This is a genomic window from Labilibaculum euxinicum (assembly GCF_009795715.1).
GTDB lineage: Bacteria > Bacteroidota > Bacteroidia > Bacteroidales > Marinifilaceae > Labilibaculum > Labilibaculum euxinus.
The window spans coordinates 188,205-206,022 of record NZ_WTCR01000008.1 but is presented as its reverse complement, the minus strand read 5'-3'; the positions used below and the strand labels follow the sequence as shown (position 1 = coordinate 206,022).

14 protein-coding genes are annotated in these 17,818 nt (G+C 36.6%); 11 read left to right on the top strand and 3 right to left on the bottom strand.

From position 1 onward, the window contains the following. Positions 1-40: 40 nt before the first annotated feature. A complete protein-coding gene (locus GQR60_RS12475) occupies positions 41-739 on the bottom strand; it encodes a YjjG family noncanonical pyrimidine nucleotidase (protein WP_124993237.1) in 699 nt (232 codons plus the stop codon). A gap of 305 nt (positions 740-1,044) precedes the next feature. Here GQR60_RS12475 and GQR60_RS12470 point away from each other — a divergent pair, with 305 nt between their 5' ends. From GQR60_RS12470 to GQR60_RS12425, 10 genes are all read left to right on the top strand, one after another. After that, positions 1,045-1,224: a hypothetical protein gene (locus GQR60_RS12470; RefSeq protein WP_124993236.1), complete on the top strand. Its 180-nt coding sequence runs from the start codon at positions 1,045-1,047 to the stop codon at positions 1,222-1,224. A 31-nt stretch (positions 1,225-1,255) separates the two neighbouring features. Next, positions 1,256-1,438 carry a hypothetical protein gene (locus GQR60_RS12465; protein WP_124993235.1) on the top strand — a complete coding sequence of 61 codons (183 nt, stop codon included), beginning with the start codon at positions 1,256-1,258 and terminating at the stop codon, positions 1,436-1,438. Positions 1,439-2,467: 1,029 nt separating this feature from the next. Next, on the top strand, positions 2,468-7,774 hold the full coding sequence (locus GQR60_RS12460) for a CUB domain-containing protein (protein WP_124993234.1): 5,307 nt from the start codon (positions 2,468-2,470) through the stop codon (positions 7,772-7,774). A gap of 18 nt (positions 7,775-7,792) precedes the next feature. Further along, positions 7,793-8,467, top strand: coding sequence for a hypothetical protein (locus GQR60_RS12455; RefSeq protein ID WP_124993233.1), 675 nt, complete (start codon positions 7,793-7,795; stop codon positions 8,465-8,467). A gap of 20 nt (positions 8,468-8,487) precedes the next feature. Then, positions 8,488-9,297 (top strand): hypothetical protein, encoded by an 810-nt coding sequence (locus GQR60_RS12450; protein ID WP_124993232.1) that lies wholly within the window; start codon positions 8,488-8,490, stop codon positions 9,295-9,297. 28 nt (positions 9,298-9,325) lie between these two features. Next, positions 9,326-10,186 (top strand): hypothetical protein, encoded by an 861-nt coding sequence (locus GQR60_RS12445; RefSeq protein WP_124993231.1) that lies wholly within the window; start codon positions 9,326-9,328, stop codon positions 10,184-10,186. Between the two features lie 85 nt (positions 10,187-10,271). Continuing rightward, positions 10,272-11,021 (top strand): hypothetical protein, encoded by a 750-nt coding sequence (locus GQR60_RS12440; protein ID WP_124993230.1) that lies wholly within the window; start codon positions 10,272-10,274, stop codon positions 11,019-11,021. Between the two features lie 6 nt (positions 11,022-11,027). Beyond that, a complete protein-coding gene (locus tag GQR60_RS12435; protein WP_101311387.1) occupies positions 11,028-11,732 on the top strand; it encodes a PKD domain-containing protein in 705 nt (234 codons plus the stop codon). Between the two features lie 50 nt (positions 11,733-11,782). Continuing rightward, on the top strand, positions 11,783-14,308 hold the full coding sequence (locus GQR60_RS12430; protein ID WP_160463473.1) for a T9SS type B sorting domain-containing protein: 2,526 nt from the start codon (positions 11,783-11,785) through the stop codon (positions 14,306-14,308). 215 nt (positions 14,309-14,523) lie between these two features. Then, positions 14,524-15,582 (top strand): PorP/SprF family type IX secretion system membrane protein, encoded by a 1,059-nt coding sequence (locus GQR60_RS12425; RefSeq protein ID WP_124993228.1) that lies wholly within the window; start codon positions 14,524-14,526, stop codon positions 15,580-15,582. An 83-nt stretch (positions 15,583-15,665) separates the two neighbouring features. Here GQR60_RS12425 and rsmI read toward each other — a convergent pair whose 3' ends face one another. Both rsmI and GQR60_RS12415 read right to left on the bottom strand, forming a co-directional pair. Beyond that, on the bottom strand, positions 15,666-16,379 hold the full coding sequence (gene rsmI, locus GQR60_RS12420; RefSeq protein ID WP_124993227.1) for a 16S rRNA (cytidine(1402)-2'-O)-methyltransferase: 714 nt from the start codon (positions 16,377-16,379) through the stop codon (positions 15,666-15,668). Positions 16,380-16,381: 2 nt separating this feature from the next. Next, on the bottom strand, positions 16,382-17,014 hold the full coding sequence (locus tag GQR60_RS12415; RefSeq protein WP_124993226.1) for a hypothetical protein: 633 nt from the start codon (positions 17,012-17,014) through the stop codon (positions 16,382-16,384). A gap of 212 nt (positions 17,015-17,226) precedes the next feature. Between GQR60_RS12415 and GQR60_RS12410 the strand changes: the two genes are divergently transcribed. Then, a complete protein-coding gene (locus tag GQR60_RS12410; protein WP_124993225.1) occupies positions 17,227-17,817 on the top strand; it encodes a thymidine kinase in 591 nt (196 codons plus the stop codon). Position 17,818: the final 1 nt, after the last annotated feature.

The following is a 17,818-nucleotide window of genomic DNA, read 5'->3' as shown; positions in this document are numbered from 1 at the left end:
TTTGATTGCAGATTGTAATGCAAATATGTTGGTTAGCATGTTACAGTATCCTTTTGATTTCTGATAAATCATTGATTTCGAATGTTGGCTCGTCTTTGTGATTGATTTTGTGTGGGTTGAAATAAATTTGATCCATTTCAACCTTTTTTGCACCGGCAATGTCTGTAGAAAGATCATCCCCGATCATTATGCTGTTTTTTGCAAAAGCGCCGGCCCTGTTAAACGCATATTCAAATATTTGCTGGGTTGGTTTATTGGCACCGGCATCTTCCGAAGTTATAACCTCCAGGAAATAACTGTCCAGTTTTGAATTTTTTAGTTTCTTAGCCTGAACTTCAATAAAACCATTGGTAATAATATACAGTTGGTATCCTTTGTTTTTTAAATATTCAAGAATCTGATGCGCATTTGGGAAGGTAGCCGTTTGTAAAGGGCTAATTTCGATAAAATCATTTGCAATTTCTTTTGCCAAATCAAGATCATCAAGTCCTGCTTCTTTTAATGTCAGGTAAAATCTTCGGTACATCAAATCCTCTTTTTTTATTCTGTTTTGATAATAGGCATTCCACAATTTGCCGTTGTGATATTCATATCGTGATTTGAAAAACAGGAAACTTCCAAATATTGATTGCAATTGGTAATCCCTAAAGAGTAGATTTAGGCTTGCCTCGGAATTTTTATTAAAATCCCAAAGAGTGCGGTCAAGGTCGAAAAAAATATGTTGGTACTTTAAATTCATGTTTGATGATTTGTATGAACTACAAATATAGCAGGGGATTTTCAGATTGATTTGCTTTTAATTCAATACAAACAATTTTTATTGCTGTTTTTAATTGCTTGACAGTTTTAAAAATACTTTTAATGTAAAATAAGAAAAATATACCAGTCGTGTTTATCTTAGGGGTTTATAGTCTTGTAACTTTCTGTCAGTCAAATCAGATAAAATAATATGTAATGAGTATTGAAAACAGAATTAATCTTTAAATTGATGGTGTAAAACGTGAAGCCATCGAAACCGGGATTGCCGGTATAAAAACAGAATTAATGCCTTTGTTGGTTGCATTATCTGTTGAGAAAAAGCGAAATCTGCCAATTGTAGGCGAACGATTAATTACTTTTGTAGAGCGGGCAACGCAAAGGGTGAATCAAAACTTGAAATTTGTGCCTCCTTATTTAAATTTAGACGACGTTAAGGTTGATTTAGAGGCCTGGGTTTCTGAATAGTTTAAGTAAGGAATTGGAGAATTTACTGAGTATGTTAAATGATACTGTGGCCCTAAGTGACAGCGAGGCTTACATGGCAATGCTTTCCTATTACAATTTTCTTAAGCAGGCAACAAAAGATGCTGTGCCTGGTGCAAAGCCAATCTACGATAATTTGAAGCATCATTTCACTTCTGCTAAAAACAGTACCAGTACAAATATAAACGAAGATTAAAAATTAATAACCGGGTTTGACACATTAATGCAAAGAGGCTGTTTCGTAGTTATGAGACAGCCTCATTTTTATGCTCATATTACAGCTGTCCCACTATTTTTCAGTGTGCTTGTGTTCACTGTGTTAAAAAAAATGATCTAGAGTTCTAAATTCTATATTTGTTTGATGTGAAAATTCTTGACCACCGAATATACTGGTAATCACAGTGGAAATGAAAATGGATTGTTTCCTTACGTTATTTTTGTTCTTAAGCTCTTTTACTTACGGTCCTTTGCCTTCTTTTCGTTTACCTGCGTAATTGTTTTTTTTTCTTGGTGTAATTTTGTGCCCTTCGTGGTCAAATCTTTTTTTGATGTTCTTCGTACTTCGTTTTGCTAATGCTTTTTCCTCTTTGTACCCCTTTGCAGTTAATTCCTTATTTCTTTGTAGTTAAATTTTCGGGTACGGAATAGTGACGCAGGTCTTGTTAATAACAAGTGAGCCCTAAAATAGTTGAATTTGGACATTATTAGACCAAATTAGGGGTAAAATACCCCTCGCCCGGTATTTTTTATCTCATAGTTGGTATTTTTTACAGCTTGCTAGGGCAATTGTATAGCGGGCGAAGTATGTTTAAGCCTTTAATCGATCTTTTTATAGAAAAAAAACTGTCGTTTAATTTAAAATATAGAAATTAAGATTAAAAACTCTTCCTTTTTTCAATTCTGTTGAATACCTTTGCGTGCTTTGTACGGGCTTGTCAATGAGTTTTCTGGAGGAATAATGTGTTGAAATAAATCCACATTTTCTGTTATTGATTAATGACGATTAAATGATGTCTTAATTCTTGTTTTTTGTGATTAAAATAGTTTAAATTGGGATGGAGACTTGGTGTATAAGTCAAATTAAAGGTAATTGCAGCTCAAAATTTTCTTTTTTGTTAAAAAAAATACAACACTTTTTAACATTTGCCGTATCAGAGTTTATATTTCGGAAAAATTTATGTTTTTTATAACAGCTAAGTACTAATTGTGCATTAAACCCATACGTTTGATAAAACATTTACACATAAAATTCTTTTTACTACTATTTATTCTTTGTTCGCAGGGTGGTTCTCTCTTGGCAAAGGATATTCTAATGGGGAGTACTTCTTCTATTAATGTAAATACGGGAGATTATTTTTATGATGACGGTAAAAATAGGAATTATGCTAATGATAAAGACTATACTATCGTTTTAAAGTCCGCACCAGGAACTCAAATTCAAGTTGTTTTTGAGAGCTTTGATGTTGAAAGTGAAAGTAGTTGTGGTTATGATTGGTTAAATGCTTTTGACGGAAATGGTACTACCGCTAGTTCTTTAATTGGAAAATATTGTGGAACAACAAATCCTAGTCCTGTACTATCAACAGGAAGTGATTTGACATTTCAATTTCATTCAGATGGATCAGTTAAAAAGTCAGGATGGAAAGCTAGAATAGAGGTTGTTGTCCCAAGTGTTGTAGGTCAGGGCTTTTGGTTTAAAGCAGATGCTGGTGTCAACGGAAATGTTACGTCTTGGACAGATCAAAGTGGTAATGGACATACCGCCAACAATTCAGGAAATGTTTCGAAAATAAATAATCGTTTGAATTTTAATCCGATTCTAAACTTTAGTGGAGTAAACAGGCAATTTCCAGTTTCAGGTACAGCTTCGGTTCAAACTTTGCTTGTCGTGAATAAAACTCCTGCCACTAATAATGATTTGTCAGGATTAATTGGTGCGAACGGCGATAAGGGGGTGCGTTTGGCAATCCCTGGTCAGTCTTGGAAGGGGGATAATAATAGGGATGACTGGGTGAATACCACTCAAGTAGGGACGGGGCGAATCAATGGATTGTCTGATCGCAATATGGTTCATAATTCACAGTGGCACATCGCTGATCTTACTCGTTATCAGGCTTTGTCAGGCGATTATTATTTAGGTGGTTATTATAGCAATCGCCCATATTCTGGGGAGATTGCTGAAGTTTTGGCTGTTTCATCTGCTGTTACCAATCCAGTACAAATTGAAACTTATTTAGCCATTAAATATGGCATTACTTTAGGAAATACAACAAATCCGGTTGATTATGTGAATGCTTCCGGAGCAAAGGTTTGGAATGGATCTTCCAAGTATCAAAACAATATTGCTGGTATCGCTCGGGTCGATTCTCCTTATGCATTGCATCAAAAAGTATCTTCTACCAATAACACAGCATCCACGAGTGGTTCCAATGTTACGATGTCCACGATTAACGATTTCACAAAGTCGAATCAGGATGCTTCAAGAACGGACTTGGCAGATGGGGATTATTTACTATGGGGTGACGATGCAGGAGCAAGCGCTTCATGGCAGGATAATGGCGATTATCAAACTGTTGCGCGCAAATGGAAGTTGGAAGAGACAGGAAGTTTAGGGACTACTTATTTTCAAATTAATTTAAAATCTTACCCCAATGCTGTTGGTAATTATCTGTTGATCGTTGATAATGATCAGGATGTTGCGAATGGAATAATCAATAGCTATGTCCTAGCCAATACAACCGGCGATTTATATTCTACGTCTTTCACACCTCCTAATGGAACGAGTTATTTTACTATTGGATATTATTCCGGATCAAACATTACTGTTGCAGACTGTTTGGGGGCAAAAACTATTTGTGATGCAGTTTACGATGAACCCTCGCCTGAAATTGAGGGGCAAGGATTTGTTTTAAATGAACTTCCTGCTGTCACTAATACTTGTATGCCTGATGAGAAGAATGGTATTTGGTATTCTTTCACCCCTCAGAATGATGTGGATGCGGATTTGAAGTTTAGGATTACACCTAAACAGTTAAGCGATGATTATGATTGGGTGATTTTTGATGTGACCAATGTAAACTGTGAAGATTTGAGAGCCAGAGGAATGGATGCTGATGTTTTTGTAAGTGGAAATACCTATGGTTCAAATTGGAATAATGGAGCTACTGGGGCAGATAGTGATATGGGCGGTTCAGGAAATTGTAATGGGCCAGGAACTAATAATGGGCCAAAATGGAACAGTGATGTTAGGGTGAAACCGGATCATCATTATGTTCTTTATGTTTCGAATTGGTCTGAGAGTAATAATGGATATACAATAAGTTTTGATCAAGGAGGGTCGGCAATTATTTATGATGATATCCCGCCTGATTTGAGTGGTGTTGTGCAGGCATGTTATGGTACGAATGAGTTAAAAGTTGACTTTACAGAAATAATACCTTGTGGGAGTCTTGATAAAAATGATATTACTGTAACTATTGGAGGGGTATCTTATAACGTTATCGATGTAACTTCGGCAAATTGCGATTCAGGAGGAGTTGGAAGTACTTCGTATGTTTTTATTTTGGATCGGACAATCTTAGATGTTGGGGCATCAAGCCTTCAAATAGAAGCTTCGGGGATTGCAGATATGTGTGGGAATGTGAATTTGGTTACAAGTAATATGTCATTTAATGTTTATGAAGTTGTAGCGGCTCTTTCTTCAAATAAAAACCCAGTTTGTATTGGTGAGATAATTACTGTTACTGCTGATGCTTCAGGAGGGTCGGGAGCTTATACTTACGAATTTTACTTGAATGATAATCCTCTTGTAAGTAATGCCCAATATAGTATTTCTGACAATCAATTGTCGTCAGGTGCATTTGTTGATGGCGATGTTGTGAAAGTAAAAGTGACAGATGAGAATGGCTGTTTTGTAACAAGTGCGGAAATAAATTTGACGATTAATTCTTTGCCTGCAGAGCCAACGGGGGCTGGAGCTCAATCCTTATGCAGTACCAGTACTGTGACAGATTTAAGTGTAATACCGCCATCAGGAAGTACTATTAATTGGTATTCTGCAGCTAATGGAGGAACTGCTTTGGCTGATACCGAAGTTTTGGTTAACGGATCAACTTACTATGCCGAATCAGAAAATACGACAACAGGTTGTTTGAGCTCAAGTCGTCTGGCTGTAAGTGTAACGGTAACCGATAATGAAGATCCAACGGCAATTTGTAAAAATATAACGATTCAGTTAGATGCGAGTGGTAATGCTAGCATTACAGCAGCACAAATAGATAATGGATCAAGCGATAACTGTGGTATAGCGTCAATGTCATTATCAAAGACAGATTTTAATTGTGATGATGTTTCTACTAATCAGGTTGTAGCCTCAAGTAATGGTTATTCTGTTAATATAAAAGTGTGGCCTATTTCTGTTAATCCTGTTGGCACTACTTGTGATTATGGTTATAATTATACCGTAACACTTGGGTATGATATAAGCTTCTCAGGTTCAGGTATTCCAGTAGGGTTGTATACCCTACAAGGAACTTTGGGTTGCGGTGGTTTTTTTAGTTTGCCTAACGGTGGTGGAAGTGGAACAGTCGAGACAACAAATGCATGGAGGGGTGCTTCTGATTGCGCAACAATTACACCAGAGATTTTGGGTTGTACTGATGCTACCATAGTAATTGAAGGGCCAGGTATTCCTAATCAAAATATATCTTTACCATTATCATCTCCTAACACTGTTGAACTGACAGTTGTAGATAATTCAGGGAATACCTCAACATGTAGTGCAAATGTTTTTGTTGAAGATAATGCAGCACCAACAGCGATATGTAAGGATATTACAATTCAATTGGATGCAACAGGAAATGCAAGTATTGTAGCCAGTGATATTGATGGAGGATCAAGTGATGCCTGTGGAATATTAAGTATGACTGCAAGTATGACCTCATTCGGTGTGGCTAATGTTGGGGAAAATACGGTAACATTAACAGTGACGGATAATAACGGTAATGTATCTATTTGTGATGCAACAGTAACAGTTGAAGATGATGTAGCACCAACGGCAATCTGTAAAGATATTACGGTTCAGTTAGATGTAAGTGGTAATGCTAGTATTACAGCAGCACAAATAGATAATGGCTCAAGCGATGCTTCAGGGATTTCAGATTTAAGTGTAAGTCCAAGTACATTCAGTTGCTCAAATATTGGAGCTAACACAGTTACTTTAACGGTAACAGATAATAATTCTCAAGTATCAACATGCACAGCAACAGTGACGGTTCAAGATGTAACCAATCCATTAACCCCAACATTAGTGGATGTAACAGGAGAATGTGGTGCTACCGCAACGGTACCAACCACAACAGATGCATGTGCTGGGACAATTACAGGAACGACAAGTGATGCATTAACTTATAATACTCAGGGAACACACGTAATTGCTTGGACATTTGATGATGGCAATGGCAATTCAATTGTTGTGAATCAGAATGTAATCATTGCCGATAATAAAGCACCAGTTGCTGATTTGGCATCTTTGCCAAACGTAACAGCCCAGTGTGAAGTAACAAGTTTAACAGCACCAACAGCAACCGATAACTGTGACGGAGCAATCACCGGAACACATTCAGAAACGTTCCCGATTACAGCATCAAAAACTGTAGTTTGGACTTATACTGACGGATCAGGAAATACCAGTACACAGACTCAAAATGTAGTAATTAATGATACAACAGATCCTGTAGCTGACGCAGCAAGTTTATCAGATGTTACAGCTCAGTGTGAAGTAACAAGCTTAACAGCACCAACAGCAACCGATAACTGTGACGGAGCAATCACCGGAACACATTCAGAAACGTTTCCGATTACAGCATCAAAAACTGTAGTTTGGACTTATACTGACGGATCAGGAAATACCAGTACACAGACTCAAAATGTAGTAATTAATGATACAACAGATCCTGTAATTCCAATACTTTCAGATGTAATTGGAGAATGTACTGCAACAGCCATAGTACCGACTACGACAGATAATTGTGCAGGTGTTTTGACAGGAACAACAAGTGATCCTTTAACATACAATACTCAAGGAACTCATGTAATAGTATGGACTTTTGATGATGGAAATGGAAATTCAATTGTTGTGAATCAGAATGTAATAATTAATGATGTAACAAGTCCAATTTTAACTGATTTATCAGATCTAAATATTATCGATTGCGCAGAAGATGAAAGTGTAATTCCTCAAGTGAAATCATTTACAGGCTTAGATATACAAGCAACTAGATATTCAGATAATTGCACAACAAGTTTTACTGTTCAATATCGAATTCAATTACCGGATTCTTCATTTGCAAATGCGTTTGGTAGTGCAGCAACAGGAGCAGCTTCAGTTTCTGATCCATCCGGGTTTGAATTTCCTGAAGGAATCTCAACGATTAACTTTAGAGTATTGGATGCTAGTGGGAATATTTCAAATGTGAAATCATTTACGGTTACGGTTAATCATAAACCAATACCATCAGGAATAATTTATTAAATTTTAAATATAGTCAACATGAAAACAAATTTTACAAAACTATTTAGCGTATGTTTTTTCCTTTTTCTTGGATTTGCAGCTTCGGCGCAGACAGATACAAGAAGTGTTGGAGAAAGCAAAGCTTATACTGTTACTCCCGAAAGTGGAAGTAATGGTTTACTGTGGACCCTATCAGGTACCTCAGGAACAGATTGGAATATTACTGCAGGAGCATTGAATTCAGGCTCAATTACAGTTTTATGGATGAAGCCAGGTACTTACAATATGACTTTCACAGAAACAGAGAGCCATACAGGAGTTGATTGTTCTACAACAAAAACCTTAACAGTTACTGTTAACGCAGATTTTAGTGTTGCTATTGCAGATGCTTCAAGTGCTGCAAGTTGTGCTACAGGATCAACGGGAACAACAGATGTTACTTTTGTTCTTACGAAAACAAATGGATCAAATGATTGGACTTTCGACTATACAACTGTTGGTTTGACATCAGAAATTACAGGAAATGATGTTGCAGTATCCGGAGGAACACATAATCTGGTAATCTCTTTGGCTAATACAGCTGACGGTAGCGATCAAACATTTAAAGTTCAAATTTCTGACGTTAAGGATAGTTTTGGTAACCCAGCAGGTGATGATGATACAAATAATGTAACCATCTATGGTGTGCCAAATACGGGTAATATTTCATTTTAATTAGCATAAAATAAAACGATATGAAATCTCTTTTAAAACTTTTAATGGTTTTCGTAGGAGTATTATTAATTACTAATACTCAGGCACAAAATACGGGTACGACTCCATATGCTGGATCAACTCATACATATACTATTACAAAAAGTAGTATTGCAGGCACAACCTTAGCTTGGTCTGTAACTTCGGGTACTCCAGGAACAGAGTATAGCTTTATTGGCGCAACGGATGGTGTTACTGCAAATGTAGAGTGGAAACTAGCTGGTACATATATTTTACAAGTAGTTGAAACAAGAACAGATGTTACTCCGGCTTGTCCTACAACCCGTCAGATTTCAGTTACTGTAACTGCAAATACATTTGATGTTGTAGCTGCTTTAGTTACTTCTGCAACAGATTGTGCTACTGCATTTAACCCGGTTGTAGATGTTACTGCTGATGGCGATAATTCGAATGATGTATTTGGAACAACTTCAAGAGAATATACAGTTAGTATGACTGGTGGTGATATAGCTAAAACATGGTCGTTTGATTATGCAGTTAGCGATATTGCTACATCAGATAACGTAACTGGCGTTCTTGTAAATGGAGTTGCTGCTTTAACAGGTACAATTAATGTTCCTGCGAATACTGCATCTCAAACAATTACTGTTGAATACAATACCAATAAGAATACTGCTGGTGTGAATGGACAAGATCCAAATATCTCAATTGCTCTTACTATTTCTAATGGTAAAGATGAGTTAGGAACTCCTGACAGTAATGCAGCAAATGATGTAGCAACTTATACTGTAAATGCTGTTCCAGCAACTACAGGTATTATAACTGACTAATAGTAAACTCTGATAAAATTAATATATCATGAAAAGATTATTAAAAATAACTCTGGTTCTTGCAATTTCTTTAATTGCATTTGGAACATACGCACAAGATGCAACTCACGCGGTAGGTTCTATTCATAAGTTTAAAGTAAATGTTGATGGTAGTAATGTGCATCTGGCAGATCACGTTGGAAATACATACACCTGGGCTGTTTACCAAAACGATGGTACAACACCAGCCGTTAGTGGAACAGATTACTTATTCACGACTGCAGGTGCAGGTGCAGGTGTAGATGCGAATACTGTAAACATTCAATGGTTACAAGCTGAAACATATTTTGTAGAGGTTATGGAAGCTAATTTAGCTGGTTCCTGTACAACCTTAAGACGTTTGGAGATTTTGGTTTCAGCTGGTGCACTTGATTTAGCAGTTATTGCATCTGATAATGCAGGAGCTGTTATTACTGGTGGTGCTTTAACTGATTGTAATAGTGGTAGTGGGGCAATAATTGATAATGCAACGAATGATTTTGGTTCTACAACTCGTTACTTTACTGTTTCAATGGATACTGACGGACAGCCTTGGACAACTGGAGCATGGGGATTTGATTTCACAACTTCAGCAGCATCAACTGTTACTTCATCAGCTGGTGGTACTGTAACTGGTTCCAGCGTAGCCGTAGCATTGGGAACTTCTAAAGTTGTATTGACTGTTGTAACAGATAATACTCCGGGCGTTTCTCCAGCTAATGATATTAGCTTGAACATGGTTGCTTCAAATGCGTTTATTACAACGGGAGCCGGAAATACAAATGAGCCTGGTACTAATTTAACCAATAATACATCAGAATCGTTTGTTATTACAGCATCACCTGAAACTAGTGTGATTGCTATTGACTAAATATTGTAAAGTTTGTTGACTTACATATAGAATCCTTCCCGAACTAAGGTTCGGGAAGGTAATTCAAACATAAAAATAGAAAGATTTGTTTAAAGGTATACTACATAGAATTCTGATTGTCATTGTATTTACAATGATGGCTTTGGCTTCAGCTAAGGCACAGAGTCCGTATGTAATATTGCCTGGTAGTACGCATAAACTTACTATTACTGATCATGTTGGGAATACTTATGAATGGAATGTTTATAAGGTGAACAACTGGACAGATCAAAAAGACGCTTTATTGGCGGATAATGATGGATTGGGAGGAGATGATGACTTTTTATTTATTGGGGGAGAATTTGAAAAAGCAGAAGTTGACATTACCTTTTTTAATGAAGGAAAATATTACGCAATTGTGGAGGAATTTAATGCAGGAACTAATTTTTGTTCTTCTCGAAGAGCCATACCTGTTGAGGTATTTGGTACTGAAGCCACTATTGCCTTTAAAGATCTAACATCGGACGATTGTGCTGATTTAGATCCACAATTTGCTACAGAAATGGTAGCAATGTTCGGTTCAGGTACTCAATTGCCGGAATCACAATACCCGATTACAGTGAACTATCGCTTAGATGGGGATTCTGCTGATCGAACTGCAATTGTAAATTTTGCAGATAAAATGCTCCATGTAGCGGGTGTTATTGAAGATGAAAATATTGACACTATAAATACTATTACCATAAAGAGTGCAACCAATAAATATGGAGGTACGTTAAATGTGGTAACAGAAAAAGAAATTCATACAAGAACAATTAATAAGAAACCAAAAATATCGATCATAAATTTAAATTAAACTACTATGAAACTGACTAAAATATTTGGCTTGCTATTTATCAGCTTAATTGCATTTGCAGGAACTGTTAGTGCACAGGATCAAACTGTAACTATTAACACATCTCATACTTATAATGTTGATCCTGTTGCAGGAGTGACTTATACTTGGGCTACAACAGGTGGTACCAGCACTGATCTGGTTGCGCAAACAGGAAATTCTATGACACTGATTTGGGATGTTGCGGGAACATATGATGTAACAGTTTTTGGGACTGATGCAAATGGCTGTTTGACTGAAACAAGAACATCTCAGGTTTTAGTTGTTGGTGCAGCTTCTGTAATGTTTGCTAATTTACCTGCAAATGATGCAGTTGTAAGTTGTTCTCCATTATTGGGTGGTACTTTAACAGTTAGCGATTTCGATGTTGTATTCACCGGTGGTGTAGCTCCATTCGAATTGACATATGAGATTACTGCTATTGATAATTCAAAAGAAACTAAGGTGGTTACAATGGGTACTGCAGGTGACGCAACTCCTTTAACAGGACAATTGTCAATTTCAGATTTTGAAAATCTAACTGCTGGTGATCAAACAGTAAGCATTCAATTGATAAGTGCAAAAACTGCTGATAATGGAACTGTTGCTGTTGATACTGATCTTGCTGATAACACAAGAAGTGTTACTGTTCATGGTAAGCCAGTTATTTCAGGTACTATTACACTTAACTAGAGCTTAGTTTAGAAGTTTTATTTAAATAATTAAAAGAATAAAATTAGATGTTGAAAACCTTACTACATAAAACACTGCTTACTGCAATAGCCATCCTTTTGGGAGGATGGGCTGTTGTGGCACAGCAGTATGTGGTTAAGGGAACAACACTTAATTTTAAGGTGGATGAAGTTACTGGCTATGAATATCATTGGTCAGTAACACATACATCTAGCGGTTCAGTAGCATATCTTGCATCAAAAACATTTGAATCCGGTGATTATGTATTCGCTAACGAAGGTGATTATGAGGTGAAAGTATATCCGGAGGATTTAGGGACACATTGTTTTGGTGATCCTTTAACCATGATCGTGGTAGTTGATGGCGCAGCTCCAACCGCTGAGTTTGATGATTTAGAAGTACCCTATGTTTGTTCTGCAAATAATGGCGGAGATGCAAATGGGAAAGTGAATATTACCGTTAATTATAATGGTCCTAAACCATGGACATTTAAAATTTCAGTCGATCGTGCACCTGCAGTAATGCCTGTTGGAGCAGAGGAACTGTATGTGAATACTTTTGAGTTTGAACTTGAAATTCCAAATACAACGGGTAAAACACACAGAGCGGAGATTTTATTAGTTGAGGCGAAGACTTTATCAGGAATACCGGTAACAGAAGATCTTGCTAATCAAACTTTGGAGGTTGATGTAATGGCTTTACCAAATACTTTATTTGGTGATTATGCTCCGGTAATTCAGGCTGGAACAATTCAGTCTTATACTGCAACCATCGAGAAGAATGAAAATTATGAACTTTTTGTTCCAGGCGGAGCAACAGTCCTAAATGAAAAGACGAAGAAGCTAAGCGATAAGTTCCATAGTGAATTAAGTTTTGATGTTCAATGGGGAAATACGCCTGGAGATTATCAGATAAAATTGTTGGAGCGTACAGCTTTTGATTGTGCCGGAGATACAATTTATGCAGCTATTAGTGTTGTTGAATCTTTCGTAGTTAGTTTGGGTGGAGATATTCAAATTTGTGAAGGAGAGACTGCAGCTTTAACTCCGGCCATCGACTTTGATGGAACTTATACTTACCTATGGTCAGATGGATCAACAGGTTCTTCATTATCCGTAACTGAGACGGGAACATATTCTGTTACAGCAACTGATTCCGAAACAGGTAAATCATCATCGGCAACAGTAAATGTTAATGTGTTAACAGCTCCGGTTGTTGATTTGGGAGCGGATTACGAATTGGCTGATGCTGAAACAAAGGTGTTGGATGCAGGAAATCCGGGATTAACCTATTCTTGGTCGACAGGAGAGACAAGTCAGACCATAAGCGTGAATAACAGCAATACGTATAGTGTTAATGTAACCAGCTTAAATGGTTGTGTTGGAACTGATGAAATTATTATAAGCAGCGCAAGTGATGTATTTGCTATTGATTTGGGTGCCGACAAGAATATTTGTGATGGGGAAGAAGTGATTCTAAATCCAAATCCAAGCATCTCGCAAAACTATGCTTACCTATGGTCAAATGGAGCAGGAACCTCAACACTTACCGTGAGTGAGTCCGGAATTTACTCGGTAACGGTAAGAGATGATGAAGGCAATGAAAAAACCGATGAAATTGAAGTAATTGTGCATGCTTTACCAATTGTTGATTTAGGTGGAGATATCACATTATACGATGGTGAAACCACGACTTTGGATGCAGGAGTTTCAGGATCAGGTTTGGTTTACGAATGGAGTTCCGGAGAGTCAACCCAGACAATATCGGTAAGTGAGGAAAATGTATATTCTGTGAAGGTTACAGATGAATACTCATGTTATAATACAGATGATATTAGTGTTGTTAGAAAAGACGGTCATAAATTCTCTGTAGATTTAGGTGGTGATATTCAGATTTGTGAGGGTGACAGAGTGTATCTTGAACCAATTATTGATAGAACATTTACTTCTGATCCTATTTATAAATGGATACCGTCAGAGTCAACTGAAAAGGGAATCCTTGTCAATCAATCAGGTAAATATTGTGTTGATGTAACGGATCCATTTGGTAATACAGAAGGAGATTGTATCGAATTAACGGTTAATCCTTCTCCTATTGTGGATCTTGGTGAAGACCTTATTGTTCAAACCGGAGAAAATGTAACTCTTGATGCTGAAAATAATGGTAGTTTCTACCGTTGGTCAACAGATGATATTTCTCAGACTATAAATGTGAGTCAGGCCGGAGAATATTGGGTTGAAGTAACCAATCAACAGAGTTGTATGGGAAGGGATACGATAAATGTAATTTATCCGGAAGGTGATCAATTTGTTGGATTAGCCAGCGGATTCTCTCCAAATGGAGATGGTAAAAACGATGTTCTGTTTGTTCGGGGTAACAATATAGGTTCAATGAATTTGATTGTTTATAACCGATTAGGACATAAAATCTTTCAATCGAACAGACAAGATGTAGGATGGGATGGTACCTATCGTGGAGTAAAACAAGATATGGATGTTTATGTTTTCTTCCTGCAAGTGACCTTCCTTGATGGTAGTTCTGTACAAAAGCGCGGAAATGTTACACTACTGTACTAATATAGTTGATGAATAAAATGGATTATTACTGTTAAATTTCATCATATTAATTATATTTATGCCAAATAATTTGTCGCAAAAAAATAAATGTAATATAAAATATTTCACAGTGGGTAATAGGCTATTATTACCCATTTTTATATTTTTGCTTGGGGTATTTCGTTTTGCTGGTTGAAAATCTTTGCTAATCGGCTGAAAGACCCGTAAAATTGGATATGAGGAAGAGTTTAATTGTTTTTATACTGATATCGTTATTCGGGGTCTGTCAAGTCTTCGCACAGCGTGTGCACTCTTCTCAATTCTATTCTATACCATTATTGTTAAATCCAGCTCTTACAGGAAATTCTGATTATAATCTTAGGGGTGGGATGAATTATCGTAACCAGTGGAATAGTGTAACAACACCTTTTGTTTCTCAGGCAGTTTTTGTAGATGGTAAATTATCGACTCAACTATTGAGTTCTTCCTGGCTTGGTGTTGGAGGTATGATTTTCAATGATAAAGCGGGAGAAGGTAGTTTAAAAACTACTCAGGTTATGTTTTCCGGATCATTAAATAAAAGTCTGAATGCAGGGAATACATTGTTTTTACATGTGGGACTTGGTTTGGAATTAGTTAATAAATCGGTTGATTATAACAAATTGGTTTTTGATGATCAATGGGATGGCACACTTTTCGATCCAAATTATCAAACAGGAGAACCTTTAGGAACACAATCTTTATTTTATACTGACTTTTCTGCTGGTACTATGGTTACATTTTTTAAAGGGAAATCAAAATATTTTATGGGGATGGCAATTAGTCATATAAATCAACCCAATGAATCCTTTTACGCAATCACCAATAACCTTAAAAGACGATTTGCATGGCATGGAGGAGTAGAGTCCAGATTATCTTCGAGATTATATGTCAAGCCTGAAATTATGCATACTACCGAGAGTAGTTCAAACGAGTGGATTGCCGGAACCAATTTTATGATGTTGTATGGAGAAAAAGGCACCATTCTTCATTACGGATTATGGTATCGTTTTACTCAGGATATTATTCCAGCATTCGGATATGAGAAAAACCGCATGAAATTTATGATTAGCTACGATATTAATGTCTCTGATTTACAGGCTGCATCTTCTAACAGAGGTGGTTTGGAGATTTCTCTGACTTATAATTACAACTATTCCAATCCCAGGGAAATCCGAAAGTTGAAACGTCGTCAGAAAGTCAAAAAATTGGGTGATAAGGCAATCTCTTGTCCTAAATTCTCACACGAAGACTAATGACAGTTAAGAATTATAAATTCATAATGTAGTTCTTATAGCTAAATCATGAATGGGGAATTGCAAAGCTTTTAGCCTTTGTTTTACTGTCGGTCCTTTTTTATGTATTCTTTCTTCTTTTTCTCAACAAGCTTACCTCCAATAACAATTACAATTTCACCTTTCACAGTTTTCGAACTGAAATGAGCGATTAGTTCAGCGAGAGTGCCACGTACATTTTCTTCATATAGTTTGGTTAACTCACGGGATACAGATGCTTTTCTATCTTCTCCCATTACTTCAGCAAATTGCTCTAAGCTTTTCACCAGGCGGTGTGGAGATTCATAAAAAATCATTGTTCTTGATTCTTCCGCCAGTTCGTCTAATTTAGACTGACGCCCTTTTTTTTGCGGTAAAAATCCTTCGAAACAAAATTTTTCATTTGGCAACCCGGAATTCACTAAAGCAGGGACAAATGCTGTTGCTCCTGGTAAACATTCAACATCAATTCCATTATCAAGACAATGTTTCACCAAAAAGAACCCGGGATCTGAAATAGCCGGTGTTCCTGCATCAGATATTAAGGCAATGGTTTCACCGGCTTTAATTCGGTTAACGATGTTTTCGGCCGTTTTGTGTTCGTTAAATTTGTGATGAGAGTGTAAGGGTTTTGAAATTTCGAAATGTTTTAATAAAAACCCAGATGTTCTTGTGTCTTCAGCAAGAATTAAATCTACTTCTTTTAATATTCGTAAAGCTCTTAAGGTAATATCTTCTAAATTTCCAATTGGAGTTGGAACAAGGTATAGTTTCGACATGTTTAAAATTTTCTTTTGGTGATTTCGATGAATTGGGTTACGGTAGGATCCTCCAGATCCCACTCTTTTTCAGCTTTTATCCAATTCATAACAGATTCAAAAGTACCTGCTTTATTTATGAAGGAAATAGCTGTATTGTATTCATCTATATTGTTTTCGAAAAGCTCACGGGCAAACAAAAAGCGATCATTAATTCCAATAGCCGACTGAATATCTTTCAGTTTTTGAGATGGAAGTTTCTCGCCAATCAGTTGAATAGGTTCCGATTGAACGTTTTGGGTTACAATTTCTGATTCTATTTGTTCTTTTTCTTCAATTTCAGGTTTTTCAGGACTGATATTGTCAATTACCTGTTGTTTTTCAGAACTTGTATCAGAAAACTCAATTTCTTTTTTGATTGGTTCAGGCGAAGCAGAAATAATTTCTTCAGGAACATTTGGTGAAACAGTCTCTGTTGGTTTTAATTCACAATTCTTTTTCAGGATATTAAAATCCTGACTTAAACCCAGTATTCTGGAATCAAGTAACTCAATACTATCACTTAAATCCTCAGGCTTATTAGTGAAATGTTCCAGTAAGTTTTGAATTTCTTCGGTTTTACTTTTAAGCAGTTGAATGACTAGTTTATTATCCATAACCAGAATTTTAATATGCAACAGAATTCTATGTACTAATTTACAAAAGTAAAGCTAATTTTTTTTGTATTGATTGGTTGAGTGGTTTTTTCGGTTCAAACAAAATATTTTTTAGGGAGGTATTGTTTAAAAGTTTATTAGCTCAGTAATGCAAGTATGAAAGTGTTTTCCTATTTTTGTCTATCTATGTAAAATAACCTAAAGTTTATCACATGTTTCTTGAGAATGATATTAACAGAGCTGGCAGTAATGGTTGGATCGAAGTAATAGTTGGTTCTATGTTTTCGGGTAAAACCGAAGAATTGATTCGTCGGTTGAACCGGGCAAAAATTGCCCGTCAGAATGTTGAAATATTTAAACCTCATATTGATGTGAGATACTCTGAGGACGAAGTAGTATCGCACAATTCCAACTCCATTCGGTCAACCCCCGTTGAAACATCAGCAAATATATTGTTGCTTGCCAGTAATGTTGATGTGGTAGGTATTGATGAAGCTCAGTTTTTTGATGCCGGCTTGTCTGACGTTTGTAACGAATTGGCCAATCAGGGTATTCGGGTGATTGTTGCCGGCTTGGATATGGATTTTAAAGGCAATCCTTTTGGCCCGATTCCTAGTATTATGGCTACTGCAGAATATGTTACCAAAGTTCATGCAGTTTGTATGCGTTGTGGAAATCTGGCCAATTACTCACATCGTTTGGCCGAGGCTGATAAATTAGTGTTGTTAGGCGAAAAGAGTGAATATGAACCGCTTTGCCGAAATTGTTACCAGAAAATTTACAGAACATCTTCAACAAAATAAG